Annotated in this window: 19 protein-coding genes; 13 read left to right on the top strand and 6 right to left on the bottom strand. The window is 60.8% G+C overall.

Going from position 1 to position 19,730, the window contains the following annotated elements; all coding sequences use genetic code 11:
- The first annotated feature begins 75 nt into the window (after positions 1 to 75).
- Positions 76 to 1,116, top strand: coding sequence for a Rieske 2Fe-2S domain-containing protein (locus J2W49_RS19830; RefSeq protein ID WP_310320353.1), 1,041 nt, complete (start codon positions 76 to 78; stop codon positions 1,114 to 1,116).
- Between the two features lies 1 nt (position 1,117).
- Positions 1,118 to 2,077, top strand: a complete 960-nt coding sequence (locus J2W49_RS19825) for a PDR/VanB family oxidoreductase (RefSeq protein ID WP_310320351.1) — start codon at positions 1,118 to 1,120, stop codon at positions 2,075 to 2,077.
- Positions 2,078 to 2,339: 262 nt separating this feature from the next.
- Here J2W49_RS19825 and J2W49_RS19820 read toward each other — a convergent pair whose 3' ends face one another.
- On the bottom strand, positions 2,340 to 2,573 hold the full coding sequence (locus J2W49_RS19820; protein ID WP_310320348.1) for a hypothetical protein: 234 nt from the start codon (positions 2,571 to 2,573) through the stop codon (positions 2,340 to 2,342).
- A 597-nt stretch (positions 2,574 to 3,170) separates the two neighbouring features.
- Between J2W49_RS19820 and J2W49_RS19815 the strand changes: the two genes are divergently transcribed.
- Positions 3,171 to 3,740, top strand: a complete 570-nt coding sequence (locus J2W49_RS19815; protein ID WP_310320346.1) for an NUDIX hydrolase — start codon at positions 3,171 to 3,173, stop codon at positions 3,738 to 3,740.
- A gap of 498 nt (positions 3,741 to 4,238) precedes the next feature.
- On the opposite strand, the gene J2W49_RS19810 is transcribed toward J2W49_RS19815, so the two are convergent.
- Together J2W49_RS19810 and J2W49_RS19805 are read right to left on the bottom strand one after the other, a co-directional pair.
- Positions 4,239 to 5,042 (bottom strand): metallophosphoesterase, encoded by an 804-nt coding sequence (locus J2W49_RS19810; RefSeq protein WP_310320344.1) that lies wholly within the window; start codon positions 5,040 to 5,042, stop codon positions 4,239 to 4,241.
- A 34-nt stretch (positions 5,043 to 5,076) separates the two neighbouring features.
- Positions 5,077 to 6,642, bottom strand: a complete 1,566-nt coding sequence (locus J2W49_RS19805) for an AAA family ATPase (RefSeq protein ID WP_310320342.1) — start codon at positions 6,640 to 6,642, stop codon at positions 5,077 to 5,079.
- A gap of 36 nt (positions 6,643 to 6,678) precedes the next feature.
- Between J2W49_RS19805 and J2W49_RS19800 the strand changes: the two genes are divergently transcribed.
- Both J2W49_RS19800 and J2W49_RS19795 read left to right on the top strand, forming a co-directional pair.
- A complete protein-coding gene (locus J2W49_RS19800; protein WP_310320340.1) occupies positions 6,679 to 7,158 on the top strand; it encodes a hypothetical protein in 480 nt (159 codons plus the stop codon).
- A 200-nt stretch (positions 7,159 to 7,358) separates the two neighbouring features.
- Positions 7,359 to 7,886, top strand: a complete 528-nt coding sequence (locus J2W49_RS19795; RefSeq protein ID WP_310320338.1) for a hypothetical protein — start codon at positions 7,359 to 7,361, stop codon at positions 7,884 to 7,886.
- Positions 7,887 to 8,398: 512 nt separating this feature from the next.
- On the opposite strand, the gene J2W49_RS19790 is transcribed toward J2W49_RS19795, so the two are convergent.
- Positions 8,399 to 9,010 carry a hypothetical protein gene (locus J2W49_RS19790; RefSeq protein ID WP_310320336.1) on the bottom strand — a complete coding sequence of 204 codons (612 nt, stop codon included), beginning with the start codon at positions 9,008 to 9,010 and terminating at the stop codon, positions 8,399 to 8,401.
- 718 nt (positions 9,011 to 9,728) lie between these two features.
- On the bottom strand, positions 9,729 to 11,597 hold the full coding sequence (gene glmS, locus J2W49_RS19785; protein ID WP_310320333.1) for a glutamine--fructose-6-phosphate transaminase (isomerizing): 1,869 nt from the start codon (positions 11,595 to 11,597) through the stop codon (positions 9,729 to 9,731).
- Between the two features lie 135 nt (positions 11,598 to 11,732).
- Between glmS and J2W49_RS19780 the strand changes: the two genes are divergently transcribed.
- Entirely contained in the window at positions 11,733 to 12,230 is a 498-nt protein-coding gene (locus J2W49_RS19780; RefSeq protein WP_310320331.1) for an Lrp/AsnC family transcriptional regulator, read from the top strand.
- A gap of 158 nt (positions 12,231 to 12,388) precedes the next feature.
- Complete coding sequence (locus tag J2W49_RS19775; RefSeq protein WP_310320328.1) at positions 12,389 to 13,186, top strand: DUF2726 domain-containing protein; 798 nt, start codon at positions 12,389 to 12,391, stop codon at positions 13,184 to 13,186.
- A 39-nt stretch (positions 13,187 to 13,225) separates the two neighbouring features.
- On the opposite strand, the gene glmU is transcribed toward J2W49_RS19775, so the two are convergent.
- Complete coding sequence (glmU, locus tag J2W49_RS19770; RefSeq protein WP_310320326.1) at positions 13,226 to 14,623, bottom strand: bifunctional UDP-N-acetylglucosamine diphosphorylase/glucosamine-1-phosphate N-acetyltransferase GlmU; 1,398 nt, start codon at positions 14,621 to 14,623, stop codon at positions 13,226 to 13,228.
- Here glmU and J2W49_RS19765 point away from each other — a divergent pair.
- From J2W49_RS19765 to J2W49_RS19740, 6 genes are all read left to right on the top strand, one after another.
- Positions 14,622 to 15,542, top strand: a complete 921-nt coding sequence (locus J2W49_RS19765; RefSeq protein ID WP_310320324.1) for a DUF6279 family lipoprotein — start codon at positions 14,622 to 14,624, stop codon at positions 15,540 to 15,542. The two genes, glmU and J2W49_RS19765, sit on opposite strands and share 2 nt — an antisense overlap.
- Before the next feature lie 179 nt (positions 15,543 to 15,721).
- Positions 15,722 to 16,480 carry a GntR family transcriptional regulator gene (locus tag J2W49_RS19760; protein ID WP_310320322.1) on the top strand — a complete coding sequence of 253 codons (759 nt, stop codon included), beginning with the start codon at positions 15,722 to 15,724 and terminating at the stop codon, positions 16,478 to 16,480.
- Positions 16,477 to 17,268 carry a transporter substrate-binding domain-containing protein gene (locus J2W49_RS19755; protein ID WP_310320321.1) on the top strand — a complete coding sequence of 264 codons (792 nt, stop codon included), beginning with the start codon at positions 16,477 to 16,479 and terminating at the stop codon, positions 17,266 to 17,268. The genes J2W49_RS19760 and J2W49_RS19755 overlap by 4 nt, the downstream gene beginning before the upstream one ends.
- 180 nt (positions 17,269 to 17,448) lie before the next feature.
- Complete coding sequence (locus J2W49_RS19750) at positions 17,449 to 18,117, top strand: amino acid ABC transporter permease (protein WP_310320319.1); 669 nt, start codon at positions 17,449 to 17,451, stop codon at positions 18,115 to 18,117.
- A gap of 144 nt (positions 18,118 to 18,261) precedes the next feature.
- Positions 18,262 to 18,912, top strand: a complete 651-nt coding sequence (locus tag J2W49_RS19745) for an amino acid ABC transporter permease (RefSeq protein ID WP_310320316.1) — start codon at positions 18,262 to 18,264, stop codon at positions 18,910 to 18,912.
- On the top strand, positions 18,899 to 19,645 hold the full coding sequence (locus J2W49_RS19740; protein ID WP_310320315.1) for an amino acid ABC transporter ATP-binding protein: 747 nt from the start codon (positions 18,899 to 18,901) through the stop codon (positions 19,643 to 19,645). The genes J2W49_RS19745 and J2W49_RS19740 overlap by 14 nt, the downstream gene beginning before the upstream one ends.
- The last annotated feature ends 85 nt before the right edge of the window (positions 19,646 to 19,730 follow it).

Raw genomic sequence — 19,730 nt, 5'->3', positions numbered from 1 at the left:
CGGCCGCATGGCCCGAATGTACGCTCGGACGATGCGCGGCAGTCTCGTGGTTCGATATTCATGGAGTTCTGAAAAATGAAATTTGTCAAGAATGCCTGGTACTGTGCGGGTTGGTCGAGTTCAATCACGCGTTCGCCGATCGATCGGAAGTTCATGGGTGAGCCGATCGTGCTGTATCGCTCGGAAAGCGGCGCGCCTGTCGCGCTGAGCAACCGCTGCCCCCACCGCTTCGCGCCCATGCACAAAGGGTGCGTCAAGGGCGATGCCATCGAGTGTCCCTATCACGGCCTGCAGTTCGACACCTCGGGCGCCTGCGTTCACAACCCGCATGGTGACGGGCACGTCCCGCAGGCGGCGAGGCTGAAGGCATATCCCTTGTTCGAGCGCGATGGGATTGTGTGGATCTGGATGGGGGAGCCGGCCCAGGCAGATCCTTCCCTTGTCCTCGACTCGAAGTACACGGCGTTCGTTACCGATGCCCAGACCTTCGCGACGGGCGTGGGCGACCTCAAGGTCAAGGCCAATTACCTGATGGTCATGGACAATCTGCTCGACCTCACGCACGCGCCGTTCGTTCATCCCACCACGGTGGGTGGACGGCCCGAAGACTCGGTGGGCGGCGGGCTGCAAGTGAAGTTCGAAGAGGACGAGAGCAGCGTCACCTCGAACTATTTCGTTCCTGGCATGCCGCCCACACCCCAGCTGGCGCCCATGTATCCGCTTCCGACGGGAGATTTCCGCATCACCATGCGCTGGGAGCCCAGCAGCAATCTTGCCATGTCCCTGACCATGACACCGCCTGGGCAACCCGATGGCTCTGGCGTGGTGCTTCCCTTGCTGCACTTGTTGACGCCGATCGACGAGACCCACACGCACTACTTCTTCGCGATCTCCCGCAATGTCGCCATCGACAACGAACAGGCGCATGCCGGCATGATGGAGTTTGCCCGCAAGGCGTTCGAGGAAGAAGACGAGCCCATGATCGCCGCCTGCCAGGAACAGATGGGCACCACGGATCTCTTCTCCCTCAAGCCGGTGCTCCTTCAAACGGACGTCGCCACCGTCAAGGCACGCCGCAAGGTCGAATCGCTCGTGAAGAACGAAGCGGCTCAATAAAGTGTCGGCGTTCGAAGTCACCGTCGCCCGGAGCATCGTGGCGGCGACAGATGTGCGCGTCCTGGACATGGTGGATCGTCGCGGGCGTCCCTTGCCCGCGTTCGATCCGGGTGCGCATATCGACGTGCATCTGCCCAACGGGTTGGTGCGCCAATACTCCTTGTGCAGCGATCCTGCCAGGCTGGATAGTTACCAGATTGGCGTGCTGCGTGATCCAGGTTCGCGTGGGGGATCCCTCGCCGTGCGTGGGCTGGCGGTGGGAGATTCGATCCGTATCAGTGCGCCGCGAAACCACTTTCCTCTGTTTGAAGGGGCCTCGAATCATCTTTTGCTCGCCGGGGGCATTGGAATCACGCCCATGCTGTGCATGGCGAAGTTTCTCGCGAGGTCGAACGCGGCGTTCGAGCTGCACTATTGCACCCGGTCCCTGGATCGAACGGCCTTCCTGGAGAGTCTTCAACATCCGTCGCTGGCGCCATGGTCCACGGTTCACTTCGACGATGGCGCCGCCGGCCAGAAGCTCGACCTGGATCGTGTGCTCGAGGAAGCGACGCACGGCACCCACCTGTATGTCTGCGGGCCGGCAGGCTTCATGGAGTGGGTCTTGGGTTCTGCGCGCCGGGCCGGCTGGGGCGAGGATCGCCTGCATCGCGAGTATTTCGCGGCGCCTGCCTCCACGCAGCCGATGCCGACGGGCGAGTTCCGCGTGAAGGTGGTGTCGACGGGGGCGGTCGTGCCGGTCATGGCGGACCAGTCGGTGGCCGAGGCCCTCAAGCAGAGTGGCATCGAGCTTCCCGTCTCGTGTGAGCAGGGCATCTGCGGCACCTGCGTGACGCGCATTCTGGAAGGCGTCCCGGACCATCGCGACTTTTTCCTGACCGACACCGAGCATGCTGCGGGGAACATCTTTACACCTTGCTGCTCACGCGCGAAAACGCAGTTGCTGGTGCTGGATCTTTGATGAGGGCGACTTCCAGGACAGGTCTGCAAGACGTTGGCATGAGGAGAACATCGAAATGAAATCGAAGGCAGCCGTTGCCTTTGCGCCAGCTCCTGGCTGCGGCAAGGCGCTTCGCTCGCAATGGCCATGATGATGGCCGCTGCATCTCCCACCCTCGGGTCGGTGTGTGTCGACGTCCATTCGATCGCACGCGCAAGTTCGTGCGGCCAGACCACTTGAGCGTGAGGCGCTTGTGGCGGCTCATCGATACGGTGTCCATGTCTCACTTGCAGATGTCTTCAACCGTGAGGCCATACCGAGCCATCATGGCGTTGATCTCCTCGATCGCTTGCTGCCTCTCAATGCCCGAAGGGATCTGCGGATCTTGGTCAGCTTCTCGGAAGAAGTGGTTCAGGCTCCCCATGAGTTCCTGATATCGCTGCTCGCCCATCTGCTCACCCGGTCGAATGCGAGGGAGCTCATTTTTGGTGTGATTACTGCGTCTTCTAGGGTTCATGCTGAGTGGACTTCACGTTTGGCGCATCCACAGCGGCAGTAGTGTTTGGTCTCTTGGACCGCTATTGCTCATATGGCGAATCCAGGTGCGCCGGGGCGGTTCATGGTCGCAGTCTACTGAACCCAAAGAACTTGTCGATCGGTTCAGGCAATCATGATTGAGCGATATTCACGCCAGGAGTTTTAGCGAGACGCCATCTGCAAGCAAGGCAGCCGCGTGGAACAGCCTGTGTCCCAGTGGCAGGCCATTGTTTGAGCCGGCCCAAGCCTCAAAGTGACTCAACAGCACGCAAAAGAAAACCCGGCAAGCCGGGCTAAAGTAGGTCGCAAAGCTGTCACACCGTTGACCTATAGGAGGGCCAACATGAAAGATCACATCGGCGCGCCAAGCCTACCAAGCGGTCGTGCCCGCACCATCCAAAACCCGGCGCACAGTCCCCAACATTGATGGTGTCACTCGCGTGGCGACCGTTGGTAGAACGACTCCACTGGCTGGAAAGGCGAAAGTGACTCATTTGCCGGTGAAACTGGAGGCGCCTGAGCTTCGAGGACATCAAATACCTTCATGACCTGCCCCTGCATACGTGCCCGCTGATCCATGACCACCATCACTTCTGCAATTCGGTTTGCTGTCCTGTCGCTGACTGCCGTGACCTGCATGGGGGCCGTCGCCTCTCCTGCAGGCATTGCCGCCTTTACCTGCGAAAAGGGATCGGCACTCTACCTGCTGGCGTTTGATCCCGCCCCGCGCCGCCAAGCTTGGGGCCACCTCGGAGGACGAGCTGAGAGCGGGGAAACCGGCGCTCAAACTGCGCTCAGAGAGTTTCGAGAAGAATCCAACTGCGCCTTTGAACTGCCTGTGGACGTGGCCACCCGCTTGATTGGTCCGTCTATCTTTCCGGGGAACGGATTTCAGACCTTCGTCCTGCAGGTGCCATTCATTGAGGCGGCCACCATTGCCCAAGCGCGTCAATGCAAGGATGTTGAACGCAACCAGTGGGTGTGGGTGAAGCATGAAGCCCTGGAAGCGGCGCTGAGCTTGCGTGCTACGCATTTGCCGGTGAGTGACGGCACTCCCGAGAAAGTACATCTTTGGCGCCCCTCGCTCGATTCTTTGAGAAAGGCGCGTGACGATGGTGTGCTCCCCACCAAGGACCCTTGCAAGTAGGGGCGTCCAGAGTGGCAAGTGAGGCAAATCTCCGCCCTCACCCTTCCGTGTCAGTTGCAACCCCTTAGGCTTGCCCAAAATACTGATGTTATGTACAGTATTGGCAGGAGATCCCTATGCCAATGCTCTCAGCCCGATTTCGCCAACTCTACCGTTCACGATTGCTGCTCGCGCCCTCTTGGTTGCGGCGCATCTGGGCCTGGTTCTGACCATGAACGCCCCGGTGGTTCATGACGTTCTGTTGCGTAGAGCGTCCGTCCAAGCCGAGCGACCGAGCTCTTCAGTAGAGGATAGACGATTCATCTGGGAGAGCTGCTTTGGGCCCATCCTGATCGAGATCGTAGGTGGCGATGTTTTTGTCAACGGTGGTCGCGTTGAACCAGCCGTCCGAAACGATGCAGCTCACGCTGCCTTGAAGGCTTGATCTCAGTTTCAGATGGACAAGGACGACATCTGAAATGTCCGCCTTGGCTCGTTCCGATCCAGACTCGCGAACACTCAGACCTCAATCACGCCGCGGGGATTGAACATTCTGTTCTCGGGGCTGCCATCTTTATGCATGTACCCGCGGGCGTTGCAAACAACACGGGTCCCGTCCACTTGGTAGTCCGACGAGTCATGCATGTGGCCATGAATCCACAGCGGATTGCGCCCAACAAGATGGGATAAGTCTGATGCATAGGCCGCAGTCAACAGGTCATCGGCATAGCGTGGATGTACGGAGTTCTTGTGCGGCGCGTGGTGCGTGATCACCACGGTTTTCGAGGGGTCACCGGCCGAGAGCTGGGAGTCCAGCCAGGCCACGCTTTCCTGGTGCAATCGAGTTGTGTCGACTGCCCTGGCCTTTCGAGCCATGGATAGCCTACCGCCGGTTTCCAGGTCCACCGAAGTCAGGATCTCTGAGTAGTCGTTCATGTACAGCTCCGCCTCGGCAATGGCTTCCTCTCGCTTGTGGGCACCGAAGAATTCGAAGTCTGTCCAGAGCGTCGTACCGAGAAAGCGGCAGCCACCCAGCTCCAGGGTATCGCGCTCGAGGAAGTGAACGCCCATACGCTTGGCCGTGGACCTCATGCGCTCCAGGTGGTTTTCGAGGTGCCACTCGTAATACTCGTGGTTGCCGGCGACATAGGCGATCTCCTTGGTCACAAAGGTTTCACGCGCCCAGCGAATTCCCGAGTCGCCCTCAGCGATGTCGCCGGCCAGGACCACCAGGTCGACACCGTCGTCAATGCGCCGGTTGTTGTGAACAGGGGAGAACTTGGCGAAATCCAAGTGCAAATCCGAGAGGATGAGTAACTTCATGACCGGGCCAGACTTTTTGGTGGCGAGCCTGAGATCAGTGAAGGCGCTCTGGGCGCAGGTTCTCCGTTGCCCAGTCGCTCAGGAACTGCATCACCATGCGCCGCAGCTCCCGGGCGTTCAGCCGAGCACCTTCGTACATCGACCGAGGCGGCAGCGGCAGCACCTCCAGCGGCAAGCGCCACTCCCGAGCAATGTCATCGGTAATGCCTTTCACCAGCACCGCCATGTCCTCAGGTCTGGGCTCTGGCATGTAGAGGACCGTGAACCGGGAGAGCAAAGCCGCTGGCATGGATTTGAGGCTATTGGCTGTCGCCCAGAACGTCAGTCGGGTGAAGTTGCAGGTGGCCTGCAAGAATCCGTCATGCCAGCGCGCAGCGGTCTCAGGCTCCAGGAAGCCGAGCAACAATGACGCGGCAGGGGCGCCGTTCGAGTTGGTTTCCCCAACTTTGTCAATCTCGTCCAGAAGCACCATGCCGCTGGCGGACTTGTGCTGAAGCATGAGGCGCAGCAGCGGCGTGGGCTCACCGCCCGCCCACCCTCTTGAGGTGCCGGAGAGCAACTTGCTGTCCGTTCGCCCGCCCAACGCGAGAGGCAAGTAAGGCAGTTTCAGATGTTCGGCCAGGCGTCGTACAAACCGGGATTTTCCCGATCCCGGATACCCGACGATCAACACTGGCGAGAGACACAGTTCTCGGACACCGAACAGGCTGCGGGCCTTCATCATGCTGCCCAACTCGCTCACCACATTGGTGGCCCAGGGAAACTCCTGCGCCAAAGCATCGAGAACCGCGTCGACTTCTTGGGGCGATGGCATCGAGGCAACCGGCTGCGGGATCAGCAGCGGTTTGTAGATCCGAATTGTCTCGGCGTCCTCTTTGTTGGAAGCAGTGGGAATGGGTCCACGTACGACCTGCAGGGTGCCAGCCCTTGCTGTCCCTGCAGGAGGTTCGGGTTCAGAAAGGATCGATGCTGAGACCCGGTTGACTTCGCTTCTTTCACTGGTCACCGTCTGATCGACGAAGGCCAATCCGCTGACGTGCAAGGCCACCAACCTTTGCAGACTGCCATCCCAGAACCCTTCGTGGTCCTCAGCATCTGGCGTTGAAGCCAGCTGTTCTGAAACCGCCGACCAGAGTCCTTGGCACAGGCCTTGAAAGAAATCCTTGCGATTCTGTGGGGCCCTCAACTCACGGGTTTCACTTTCCAGCGACGACAGCATGGCGATCGATCGCAGCACGGAGAGACAGTCTGTGCTGTCCCACGCCTGCAGGCGATCTTCCCGATGTGCAGCCACAGCTGTCGCTACACAAGCGCGCAGCGATGCAACCGTCCCAATCGGCAGGCGCAGCGGGCGATCTGAATCGTCTGTGCCGGGACAAATACGATGAAGCTTGAGAAAGGGTAGGCCTTCCGCATGCGGAAGGCGCGGCTTCCACGCTTCGCGGGGAAGCCTCAACCCGGCTTGCTTGAGATGCTCCATGGCGCGAAGCTCATGCAAGACGGGAGTGTCGACGGTTTGAGTCAAGTTCTCCAACCATTCCAGCCGAAACGCATCCGCACTTTCGTCGTCGAGCCGGAGCTCGTCCAGGGTATCCAGCACCTCAATTGCGAGGGCTGCACGTTCCGCCGAAAAGTCTTGAGCCTCAAGCGCCCGTCTGACCAGGTGTTTGACGAAGCAGAAGTTGAGCAGCGGCTGTCGAATTTGAAAGCGGCCATTTTTGGCACGCTGCAGTCCCAAGAACATGTTGAGGACGTGGTGGTGCGATACTGCCGCCGTCGCATTGATCGGGCACTGAAAAGGCTAGATCTTTCGGCTCCAAAAAACGTGGCCAGCCTAGTCTTTGAGTACACCACCCAAACCGCCCAGTTAGATGTCGCGAACATTGCGGCCGAGGCGACCAGCAAAATCCGAGACGCGTCAACGAATGGCGACTTACCTGACTTGCTGACGATTTATGACAACAAAGGCTTGCTTGCTCTCGCCGCGTCCCATCTCAAGCAGACACGGGTTGTTGCCTTTGAAGCTTGGCTGACCAGGATGCTGCGAGACGAAGTAAGGGCGCCGAACCTAGCTGCCGCTCTAAAGGCCGTGCTGCCACGGGTCCATGTCATCTAAACACGACTCTTTTTGATGAACTTCATCGTGTTTGGTGGTGGGATCGTAAGTCCGCCTCTGGCCGACCGCACCCATTGGTGAAGTGGTGTTCGCGACCCGGAGCGGGGATCTTTTTTAGCGTCGCAAAGCAGTCGTTGTGGGCATCCTGAATTTTCCGGTTTATGTTAGTGTTATGCACACAAGCGCACCTTGAACATCCAATGAGTACTGATACTGTAGCCATAATTTCAGCGATTGCTGCATTACTGAGTGCCATAGGTGGAGGTGTCGCCTGTATTGCAGCATTTAGATCCGCAACGCATGCAAAGGCTACATTCGACAGCGCGCAACTCGCAGAAAAGAGATTGGTGCTTCGTCAGCTGTCTGTTACTGCTCATGAGATCGTAATAGAGGTTGATCGAATAAAATGGGTAGCACTGGGCTTGAAAGTGTCTTACCAAACGCTATTCACATTCGCGGGGCAATTGGGTTCCTCCCGGCAGCAGCTATATCAACAAGAAATCGAGGTGAAGCTTCAAGAAGCCGAGCGTCTTCTTAAAATAGCTGCCCCCTTCGCGACTTTCCAGGACAAGTTGTTGAATGGACCGCTCGAAGAAATCACTTCTCGTGAAATATTGGTTTCCCAAACAGCAATGCAAGTCAGGGCCCTTCTAGCGAAACTTGAAGAAGAGCAGCGTACAATTGAAACCCAGAATCAAACTCATCGCGAACGAACTCTGCGCCGTTAAAGCAAAAGATGCCTAACAAACAGCTCCTGAGGCGGAATTGTTGATTTCAGGGTTAACCAAGAACCCCAAAAATGGGCGGTCGATCGGTGACACGTGATCGGAGGGCGAGAGGGCTAACTTCGACACATTGGCTCCGTGAGTGCCTTCGCAGAGCAGTTTTTCAAAGGAGCTATCGCGAGCCGCTACGCTAGGTACAAACCACCAGGGACTTACCTCCAGCGATGAATGACTGTTTCACCGTTGGAGCAAAGAGCTCCAGGCCTGGGCCGGGCTTCCCGGCAGGTCGCAACAATTCCCCATTGACCAGCAGGACCAATATGCCGAAGGTCGGCTGTTTGGGGCGGCCCAACCTCACACTGTCGGCCAACATGCGGAAAAGCGGTCGTTCAGCGCACATGTTCTGGCGCGAAAGTATGTTGGCGTGGTTTTTGCACCCTTTGCAAGAGACATGACGACATACTTTTGTCGCTCAGGAATTGATTGTGTTTGATACAATCGTTTACAAATGATTTCTATGCCGAGCTTTTCCAATAGACTCCCACAGACACATCATTTTCAAACCCCAGATTTAGTATGACCATAATCATGGTCTCGCTATCGACCAAGTTTACAATATGTTTATCCAAAAGAGACTTGATCTTCTTTAACCAAACTGGGATGACTTTACAGGCTTGAACAAAGTCCTTGCTTCTACCAAATGGATTCTGAGCATGAAGCAAGCCGCCACAACGGGAATAGATATCAAGCAACTCATCTCGCGTCAGATATCCACTTTTTACTGGCTGAGTCCTTGTGTGATTTGGGTCGTCATTCCATCCCTGTAGGACAATCGGTTCAGGGTAGTATTTTGGATTTATTGGCTCCAAGTTTTTGACGATTTCTTTGGCATTCCAAAGTTTTGCCAAGCTATTGGATATTTTTTGATATTCTACCTGGTTGGCTGCAAGGGAGGAAAGTGCAATCAATTCCAGTATTTTTCGAATCTGTACACACATCAACTCAACATCTGTGATTAAGATGCCTGTTGTAATCTTTCGAGAAATTAATTGATCTACAACTTCAATTCGTCGCTTTGCTTCTTTCATGCACTCTTTGTACTTTTGTGCTTGAATTTTAATACTCACTGTGGTGCCTCATTCGGTGGAAGCTGGAGTCGATAGAACAAACTTTGATGTGAAGGGGAAAACACCGGATACCCCCAACTGCAGTCGTTAAATACAGTCGCACCCCACCGCCGAAAAGTGTTTGAAATCAACCAGTTGACTAACGCTCGTGGACCGGTGAGCAGGTATAGCAGATTCAGCAAGCTTGACCAAGTCAGAAACACCACGACGAGATCGCCGGGCGGACCAGCCGATTACAGTGGGAGAACTACGGCGCTCGCGCTCGCGCTTGACTCGACATGACTCGCCAATCTCAGCCAACTGAATGACCGCTATGTACCCCATGACCTAGTGACAGCAACATGTCGAACCCGCCAGTTCATATGATGGAGGAGCGTTCGATCGCGCCGCGCCATCCGGGTTGTGGGAGCCCGATGTCCGCTGTACCGCATGCAGCCAACATTCAAAACTTCGCGTGCTACGAGGACGGACGACTGCTTGGTACCAGCCAGCAAGAGTGCACCCGTAGCCAACGACCGCCTCCAATCGCTGCACTACGGGCATTCCGTGGATTGGCCCTGAGGATTTCGGCGGTGTGTCTCGTGACGGCACACCCTGAAAAGGCGCGTCCAGGGCTGGCAACTCTCTTGTTACAAAGTTGGGTTGAGGCCCGACCATCTTTATTCCAGCCCGACCAACTTTATTCCTCCCGGTCACTTTTCCACGAGCCCCCTCCCGCTCATTCCACCGTGACGCTCTTGGCCAGGTTCCGGGGCTTGTCCACATCCGTGCCCTTGGCCAGCGCCGTGTGATACGCCAGCAATTGCAGTGGCACCACATGCAGGATGGGTGAGAGCACGCCGTAGTGTTCGGGCATGCGGATGACGTGGATGCCTTCGCTGCTCTTGATGCGGGTGTCGGCATCGGCCAGCACGTAGAGTACGCCGCCACGGGCGCGCACTTCCTGCATGTTGCTCTTGAGCTTTTCCAGCAGGGTGTCGTTGGGTGCCACCGTGACCACGGGCATGGCGCTGGTGACCAGGGCCAAGGGGCCATGTTTGAGTTCGCCAGCAGGGTAGGCCTCGGCGTGGATGTAGCTGATTTCCTTGAGCTTCAGGGCGCCCTCAAGCGCAATGGGGTAGTGCAGGCCGCGCCCCAGGAACAGGGCGTTGTCCATGCGACCGAAGTCTTCGGCCCAGCTGATGATCTGCGGTTCCAGTGCCAGCACGCCCTGCAGCGCCACCGGCAGGTGCCGCATGGCCTTGAGGTGATCGGCTTCGGCCCCTTCGCTCAGGTGGCCGCGCATTTGCGCCAGGGTGAGCGTGAGCAGGAACAGGCCGGCCAGCTGTGTGGTGAATGCCTTGGTGGACGCCACGCCAATCTCCACCCCCGCGCGCGTCACGTAGGCCAGCGCACACTCGCGCACCATGGCGCTGGTGGCCACGTTGCAGATGGTCAGCGTGTGCTTCATGCCCAGGCTCTGGGCGTGCCGCAGTGCGGCCAGCGTGTCGGCGGTTTCGCCGCTCTGGGTGATGGTGACCACCAGCGTGCGCGGGTTGGGCACGCTGGTGCGGTAGCGGTACTCGCTGGCCACTTCCACCTGCGTGGGAATCTTCGCAATGCTCTCCAGCCAGTACTTGGCAGTGCAGCCGCTGTAGTAGCTGGTGCCGCACGCCAGGATGAGCACGTTGTCGATGTCCTTGAAGATGCGGTAAGCGCCGTCGCCAAACAGCTCGGGGGTGACACTGACGACGCCATCGAGCGTGTCGCCGATGGCGCGCGGTTGTTCGAAGATCTCTTTCTGCATGTAGTGCCGGTAGGGGCCCAGTTCGGCCGCGCCGCTGTGGGCTTGCACGGTTTTCACGGGACGCTCCGCGACCTCATACGGGCGGCCTTGCGCATTGGTTACCCAGTAGCGGCCCAGTTGCAGGTCCACCAGGTCGCCCTCTTCCAGGTAGACGATCTGGTCGGTCACGCCGGCCAGGGCCATGGCGTCACTGGCCAGGAAGTGCTCGGTGCCCACTTGCCCGTCCAGCACACCCACACCCAGCACCAGCGGTGAACCGGCGCGTGCACCCACCACCCGATGGGGTTCGTCGCGATGGAACACGGCCAGCGCGTAGGCGCCATGCAGCTGGGGCACGGCCGCCTGCAGGGCGGCGAACAGGTCGCCGTCGTACAGCGAGTCGATCAGGTGGGCGATGACTTCGGTGTCGGTCTGGCTTTCAAACACATAACCCTTGGCCTGCAAGCTCTCGCGCAGTTCGTCGTGGTTTTCGATGATGCCGTTGTGCACCAGTGCCACCCGGCCCGTTGCACCTTCGGTGTCACCGGGGCCTTGGCTGAAATGGGGATGTGCGTTGTGCACGGCGGGGGCGCCATGGGTGGCCCAGCGGGTGTGGGCGATGCCTGTACCGCTGGCGATGCCTTCGCTCTGCACCTGCTGCATCAATTCGGCCACCCGCGCCGTGCTGCGTGCGCGTTTGAGCCCGCCGGCATGTACCGCCACACCGCAGGAGTCGTAGCCCCGGTACTCCAGCCGCTGCAAACCCTGAACCAGCACAGGCACGATGTCGCGCCCTGAAACCCCTGCCACGATGCCGCACATATTGCACTCCTTGAACTTGAATGGTCAGGATGCTAGCGATGGGCCAGAGAAATATGGCATGTCATTTGGAGGCCATATGAAAGATAATTTCACACTACTGCATGAATAGTTTTTTATTTCTCTGAATACGCAATCATGAAATTAATTGACATAGATGAGGCCGACTTGCGGCTGCTCGACCTGATGCAGACCGATGCCGCACGCAGCAACCAGACCCTGGCAGAACTCGCCCACCTGTCACCGCCCACCAGCCTGCGGCGCATCAAGCGGCTGCGCGAAAGTGGCTTGATCGAGCGCGAAGTGGCCCTGCTCAGCCCCGATCGCCTGGCCGCCCACACCGGCCACGGCCTGACCGCTCTGGTGGAAATCACGCTGGAGCGTCAGGGCAGCGAACACCTGGACCGGTTTGAAGCGCGAGTGGTGGCAGACGCGGCCGTGCAGCAGTGTTACCGCGTGAGCCCGGGCCCTGACTTCGTGCTGGTGGTGCACACGGTGGACATGCCGGCCTACCTAGCCCTGGCGCAGCGCCTGTTCACCGGGGAGGCGAATGTGCGCAACGTCAAGGCCTTCTTCAGCGTCAAGCGAGCCAAGTTCGATCCCCGCCTACCCCTGCCCATGGCGCGCCAGCATTGAGCGACATTCCGCCATGAAGTCAACAAAAGCTTTCTATTTCGCCTTAAATCACACGTTTTGTGCGCCCCAGGGGGTAACAAAGTGTTGACGCAGAGCGAGTTGTGTAACACCCTCCTAGAATTCCGCCAACACTAAATTGGGTCGTCGCAGGAGGTTGCATGTTGCCGTTGTTGATTGGGTTGCTGATTGCCCTGGTGCTGGTGGGCGCCGGGGTGTGGTTCTGGCGCCGCAGCCAGGTGAAGTCGTCTGGCCGCGACGACCGCTACACGCCTGAGCGCATCCTCACCACCGAGCAGGTGCACATGCTCGACTACCTGCACGACACCTTCCCTGGCCAGGTGGTGCTGCCCAACATGCTGCTCAAGGACATGCTCTCCATCCGCCGCGCGTCAGACCGCGTCAAGGCCGAAGAGCGGCTGAGAAAGCAACGGGTGGACTTTGTGGTCTGCGGCGAAGACGGCCGCCCGACTTTTGCTTTCGACATCGAGCAGTACCACCTGAGCAACGCGAAGGCCAAGGCCCATCAGGTGAAGATCAAGAACCGCATTCTGAAGACCGCCGGTGTGCGATTCGTGTTCCTGAAGAACGGCTTGCACCGCATGCCTTCGCCCGCCGAATTCCGCAAGCAACTCAACCTGGCCGCCCTCCCTCAGCCCCTGCCCAAAGACAAAGAAGACTCCAGCGAAAGCCGGCGCCAGCAACTGGAGTCCCAACTCTCCGAGTTCGATCAGGTCTACCCGGCCACGGGTTTCCGTGATTCGGAAGTCATGGGCCTCAGCGGCCTGATGGACCTCGACCGCGAAGGGCGCAGCAGTCTCAGTGGGGGCCTCAACAGTGTCAGCGCCGGGCTCAACAGTGTCAGAGGCGGGCTCAATGGCAGGGCTGCAGACCGCCCTGCGGGCAACAACAGCGAATACAAGGGCAAGAGCAAGTCGGGGTCGTCGCACCTCGGCTGATGCCGCCCCCTCGCCACCGTCCCTCGCTTCTTCGCACTTTCAGTTTTTTTGCTTGGCCGGTCGCTGCCAGTTGGGCAGGCTGATCTGCTTGCCTCGCGCCACAGTCAGGCTGCCGGGGGCGGTGTCCTTGGTCACCGTGGATCCGGCGCCCACCGTGCCCCCCGCACCAATCGTCACCGGCGCCACCAGCACGCAGTTGCTCCCCACATGCACGTCGGCCTCGATGACGGTGCGGTGTTTGTTGGCACCGTCATAGTTGGCGGTGATGCTGCCGGCACCGTAGTTCACCCGCTCCCCCACCGTGGTGTCGCCCAGGTAGGCCAGGTGGTTGGCCTTGGCGCCATCGGCCAGGGTCGAGTTCTTCACTTCAACAAAATTCCCGATGTGCACCTCGGCACCCAGCTGGGCACCGGGCCGCAGCCGCGCAAACGGCCCCACCAGCGCACCGCGGCCCACAGACACACCCAGCTTTTCGCCGTCAATGTGGGTGAACGGATGAATGACCGCACCCGCGTCGATGGCCGCGTTGGCGATCACGCAGTTGGCGCCAATGCGCACGCCCTCGCCGAGTTTGACGCGCCCTTCGAACACGCAGTTCACGTCGATCTCCACGTCGGGCGCGCACATCAGCTCACCCCGCACATCCAGCCGCGCCGGATCAGCCAGGCGCACGCCCTGTTCCATCAGCGCTTCGGCCAGGCGGCGCTGGTAGGCACGCTCCAGCTCGGCCAGTTGAACCGGGCTGTTCACGCCGGCCACCTGCACCTCGTCGCTGGTGGTGATGGCTTGCACCTGCAGGCCACGCGCCACCGCGTGCTTCACCACATCGGTCAGGTAGTACTCACCCTGGCTGTTGTCATTGCCGAGTTCGGCGAGCAGCGGCTTGAGCACGTCAGCGGGCACCGCCATCACGCCGCTGTACCACTCGGTGATGCGTCGCTGCGTGGCGTCGGCATCCTTGTGTTCAACGATGGCGCGGACCGAACCATCGTCGCCGCGAACGATGCGGCCATAGCCGGTGGCATCGGCACCGGTGTCCACGCTCAGCAAGGTCAGGTATTTGCCGGCACAGGCCTGCAGCAGCGCTTGCAGCGCTTCCTGACCGATCAGCGGCACGTCGCCGTTCAATACCAGCACCACGCCGTCGTCCGCCAGCAGCGGCACCGCCTGCTGCACCGCATGACCCGTGCCGAGCTGGGGTTCCTGCCGAACGAAACGCAGCGCCGCGCCGTCAGACACGCTCAGCCCTTGTTCCACCAGCTCGGCGCCATGGCCGGTGATCACAACCACCGAACGCGCCGATAACCGCACGGCGCGGTCGATCACGTGCTGGGCCAGTGCGCGCCCTCCCAATCGGTGCAACACTTTGGGTCGCTGACTCTTCATGCGCGTGCCTTTGCCGGCCGCCATCACCACCACATCCACAGGGAACGACATGAGCACCTCTTTCGGGGACAAAATGCGCGGCGTTCTTGCCAGCGCCATCAAGCGGAGGATTATCGCCCGCAGGTTCTGGGTCGGCAGCGCTGCCGTGGTGCTCACGCTGGGCCTGGTCGCCTGCAGCACCGCCCGGCTGGCCTACAACCAGGCGCCCAACCTCACCTACTGGTGGCTTGACGATCACATCGATTTCACCAGCGACCAGACACCGCAAGTGCGCAGCAAGATCGGCGCGTTCTTCGAGTGGCACCGCCGCAACGAGCTGCCCATGTACTCGCAGAGGCTGCAGGCCTGGCAGGCCCTGGCACAACGCGACATCACACCGGCTCAAGCCTGCACCGAGTTCGAGGCCATTCGCCAACGCATCGACGCGGCCGCCGAGCGCATGGTCGCGCCCATGGCCAAGATGGCCCTGCAACTGGACGCAGACCAGCTCGCGAACCTGCAACGGCGCCAGGCCAAGAGCAACGAAGAATTCGCCAAGGACCACCTTCGGCCCGACCGTGAACAGGCCCTGGACAAACGTTTGAAGAAAGCCGTCGAACGCAGCGAGCGTTTTTATGGCGCTCTGACGGCCGCGCAACGCGAGCTGCTGCGCGACCAGCTGCGCCGTTCACCCTGGGACCCCGAACGCACCCAGGCCGAACGTGAACGCCGCCAAGCCGACCTGCTGAAAACGGTGCGTGAACTGCAAGCCAACCCCGCCATCGCAGAACAGGCAGTGCGCGAGCACGTGGCGCGCATCAGCCGTTCACCCACGCCCGGCTACCCTGAATACAGTGCTCGGCTGGTGCAGCACGGCTGTGCACAGTTTGCGGCCCTGCACAACAGCACCACGCCCGAACAGCGCGCCAACGCGGTCAATGCGCTCAAGGGCTACGAAGCCGACGTGGTCAGCCTGGCCTCCCGGGACTGACCAGCGGTTCACCAGCCGGGCACCAAACCGGCACATCTGAGCTGAAAAACCGCCGCCTGCTGGTGCACGCGGTGGCATGAACTCGCTTGGCGCGCACAACTTTGACGCACATTCGTTGTATACAAGGCTGATATGGAGGTGGCACGGATCTCGCATGGAGAGCTTTCAAAGGTTCATTCATGGTCAGCTCCGTCGACATCGCCCAACGCATCATTGAAGCCGTGCTGGCCCAGCGCCTGGCACCCGGCACCCGCCTGGGCGAACAAAGCCTGTCCATCCTGTTTGACTGCAGCCGCACCCTGGTGAGAGAGGCGCTGGTGCGCCTGGCGGCACGCGGCATCGTCACCGTGAGTTCGCGACGCGGCTGGTACGTGGTGCAGCCCTCGCACGACGAAGCCCGCGAAGCCTTCGAGGCGCGCCGCGTCATCGAAACCGGGCTGATCCGCCGCACACAAAGCATCGACAAGCCCAGCCTGAAGCGCCTGCGCCAGCACCTGAAGCAGGAGCAGGCCGCGCTCAAGGGCAGCGACGTGGGCCAGCGCAGCTATTTGCTGGGCGACTTTCACGTGTGCCTGGCCGAGTGCCTGGGCAACCAGTTGCTGGCCGACACGCTGCGCGATTACACGGCCCGCACCACCTTGATTGCCATGCTCTACCAGTCCACCCACGACGCCGTGCAGTCGTGCCAGGACCATGTGGCCATCGTCGAAGCGCTGGAGCGCGGCGACACCGCCGCCGCCGAGCAACTCATGGAAGCGCACATCGGCCAGGTGCAGGCGGCTTTGCGGTTGGCCCCGGCGAACGACCCGTTGGCCGGCCTGCGCGACGCCCTGGCGCCCTTGCGCGAAGCCACCCCGGGCAGCGGCCGCTCACGGCGCGCCACCCCACCCGATCCCTCCCAACCACCCCCTGAAACCTACCTAGGAGCCCTGCTATGACATTCACCAAACGCCTGTTGATGGCCAGCACCATCTCGCTCGCCGCGCTCAGCGCCATGAGCACCGCCCACGCGCAAGCCGCGCTGGACGGCGTGATGAAAAACAAGCTGATCAAGATCGCCGTGCCCACCGACTTTCCGCCCTATGGTTTTGTGGGCGTGGACCTCAAGCCCCAGGGCCTGGACGTGGACATGGCCAATTACATCGGCAGCAAGCTGGGCGTGAAGGTGGAACTGGTGCCCGTGACCAGCGCCAACCGCATTCCCTACCTGCAGACCAAGAAGGCCGATCTGGTGATCTCCACTCTGGGCAAGAACGCTGAGCGCGAAGCCGTGATCGACTTCACCGCCGCCTACTCGCCGTTCTTCCAGGCCGTGTACGCACCCAAGTCCATGACGATCACCGGCTTCGCCGACCTGGCGGGCAAGTCGGTGGCGGTCACGCGCGGCGCCATCGAAGATCAGGAGCTGACCAAGGTGGCGCCGCCCACGGCCGACATCAAGCGCTTCGAGGACAACAACACCACCGTCTCGGCCTTCGTGTCGGGCCAGTCCCAGGCGATTGCCACCGGTGTGTCGGTGGCCGACAACATGATCAAGCGCAACCCGCAACTGGGTGCCGAATTCAAGGTGCTGCTGAAAGACAGCCCCAACTTCATTGGCGTGGCCAAGGGTGAAGACGCGCTGCGTCTGAAGGTGAACGAAATCATCGCCGCCGCCAAAACTTCGGGCGACATCGACGCCATGGCCAAGAAGTGGCTGGGTCGCCCTGCCGGCACCCTCCCCTGAACATGACCCCCACGCTCCGCCGCAGGGATGGTTTGCCCCCACGCTCCGCCGCTGCGCGGGTCGCTGCCCCCCGAGGGGGCTGATCCGGCTTGGGGCGGCCCGGCGCCGGATCGCGCACCGCTGCTCGGGTCGCAACATGTCACTTCTGTGCACAGCTGTCTGATCGGCTAGGAAACTCACATGAGCATCGAACTCGACTTCTGGGCAGTACTCGCTCAATGGCCGTTGCTGGTCAAGGGCGTGGTCTGGACGCTGGGCCTGACCGCCATCTCCGCCGTGATTGGCCTGGTGGTGGGCACGCTGTGCGCCTGGGCGCGCAGCAGCGGGCCGTTGTGGCTGCGCTGGCTGGTGGGGGCGTATGTGGAGCTGATCCGCAACACGCCCTTCATCGTTCAGCTCTTCTTCGTGTTCTTCGGCCTGCCAGCTGCGGGCGTGAAGCTCACGCCAGAGACCGCTTCGGTGATCGCCATGGTGGTCAACCTGGGCGCCTACGCGGCCGAGATCATCCGCGCTGGCATCCAGGCCACGCCCAAGGGTCAGATCGAAGCCGCAGCCAGCCTGGCGCTCTCCCGGGTGCAGACCTTCGTGCATGTGGTGCTGCCTCCAGCTTTGAAGAAGGTGTGGCCCGCGCTGACCAGCCAGATCATCATCGTCATGCTGGGCTCGGCGGTGTGCGGGCAGATTTCCACGCAGGAACTCAGCTACGCGGCCAACTTGATCCAGAGCCGCAACTTCCGCGCGTTCGAGGCCTTCATCGTTGCAACGGCCATCTATCTCTTGCTCTCCATCGGCGTGAGGGGGTTGCTGAACTGGGCCGGGCCTCGCTTCTTTTTTGGAGGAAGGCGGTGAGCGCCCCCCTGCGTCGCTTCGCGCCTTCCCCCCACAGGGGGGACGAGACCAGCGGCCGGGCAAAGCCCGTTCCGCGGTCTCTCTGGACGGGGCACCGTTGTACTCACCCGTGCTTCTCTGAAGAACAGATGCTGGAGTGTTTCCATGGTTGATTTTTCCCTTTGGGACATCGTTCGCAACCTGCTGCTGGCCGCGCGCTGGACGGTGGCGCTTTCGCTGATCGCTTTCATTGGCGGTGGCCTGGTGGGACTGGCGCTGCTGGTGGCGCGCACGGCACGCTGGCCCGGGGCTGAAACCCTGGTGAGCGGCTACGTGCAGCTGTTCCAGGGCACGCCTTTGCTGATGCAGTTGTTTCTCGCCTACTTCGGCCTGGCGCTGTTCGGTTTGGAAACCTCCGCCTGGACGGCGGCGGCCGTGGCGCTCACGCTCTACACCAGCGCCTTTCTGGTGGAGATCTGGCGCGGCTGCGTGGCCGCCGTGCCCAAGGGCCAGTGGGAAGCGGCGCAAAGCCTGGCGCTGAGCTTTGGCGAGCAGCTTCGCTACGTGGTGCTGCCACAGGCCACACGCATCGCCATTGCGCCCACGGTGGGCTTTCTGGTGCAGGTGGTCAAGGGCACGGCGCTGGCGTCGGTGATCGGGTTCGTGGAGCTGACCAAGGCCGGCACCATGATCACCAACGCCACCTTCGCACCCTTCCTGGTCTACAGCTGCGTGGCACTGATGTACTTCGCGCTGTGCTTCCCCGTGAGCCTGTACGCACGCACCCTGGAGAAAAAATTCCATGCCAACCACTGAACGCACCATCGTCGACATCCAGCAGCTGCGCAAGTCCTACGGCAGCAACGAGGTGCTCAAGGGCATCGACCTGCAAGTGAAGGCTGGCGAAGTGATCGCCATCATCGGCAAGAGCGGATCGGGCAAAAGCACGCTGCTGCGCTGTATCAATGGTCTTGAAGAGTTCCAGGCCGGCGCCCTCACCGTGGACGACAAGCCCCTGCTGCACAAGAACGCTGCGGCCATGCGTGAATTGCGCCAGCACGTGGGCATGATCTTCCAGAACTTCAACCTGTTTCCGCACCTGAGCGTGGGCCGCAACGTGATGCTCGCGCCCAGCCTGGTGAAAAAGACCGGCAGTGCCGAAGGAGCCGAGCGTGCGCGCCAGTTGCTGGCCCGGGTGGGCCTGGGCGAAAAGTTCGATGCGTTCCCGGATCAACTCTCAGGTGGTCAGCAACAGCGCGTGGCCATCGCCCGCGCCCTGGCCATGCAGCCCAGCGTGTTGTTGTGCGACGAGATCACGTCCGCACTCGACCCCGAACTGGTGGGTGAGGTGCTGCGCGTGGTGGAGTCGCTGGCCGAAGAAGGCATGACGCTGCTGATGGTCACGCACGAGATGGGCTTTGCCCGCAAGGTGAGCGACCGCGTGATCTTCATGCACCAGGGCCGCGTGCACGAAATGGGCCCACCGGACAAGCTCTTTGGCTCGCCGGAAACCCCCGAACTGCAGCAGTTCCTGTCATCGATCCATTGAGCTCCCCAGGACTTCGGCCAAGGCGACCAGGCAACGAGGGGGAAACCGCATCAGCGGCGCCGGGGAGAGCGCCGAACGCAACGCC

The sequence above is a fragment of the Hydrogenophaga palleronii genome, from assembly GCF_031457455.1.
In the GTDB taxonomy this organism is placed as follows: Bacteria; Pseudomonadota; Gammaproteobacteria; order Burkholderiales; family Burkholderiaceae_C; genus Hydrogenophaga; species Hydrogenophaga palleronii_A.
Note: the sequence above shows the minus strand (reverse complement) of the source record. Positions and strands in the feature narration are given on the sequence as shown.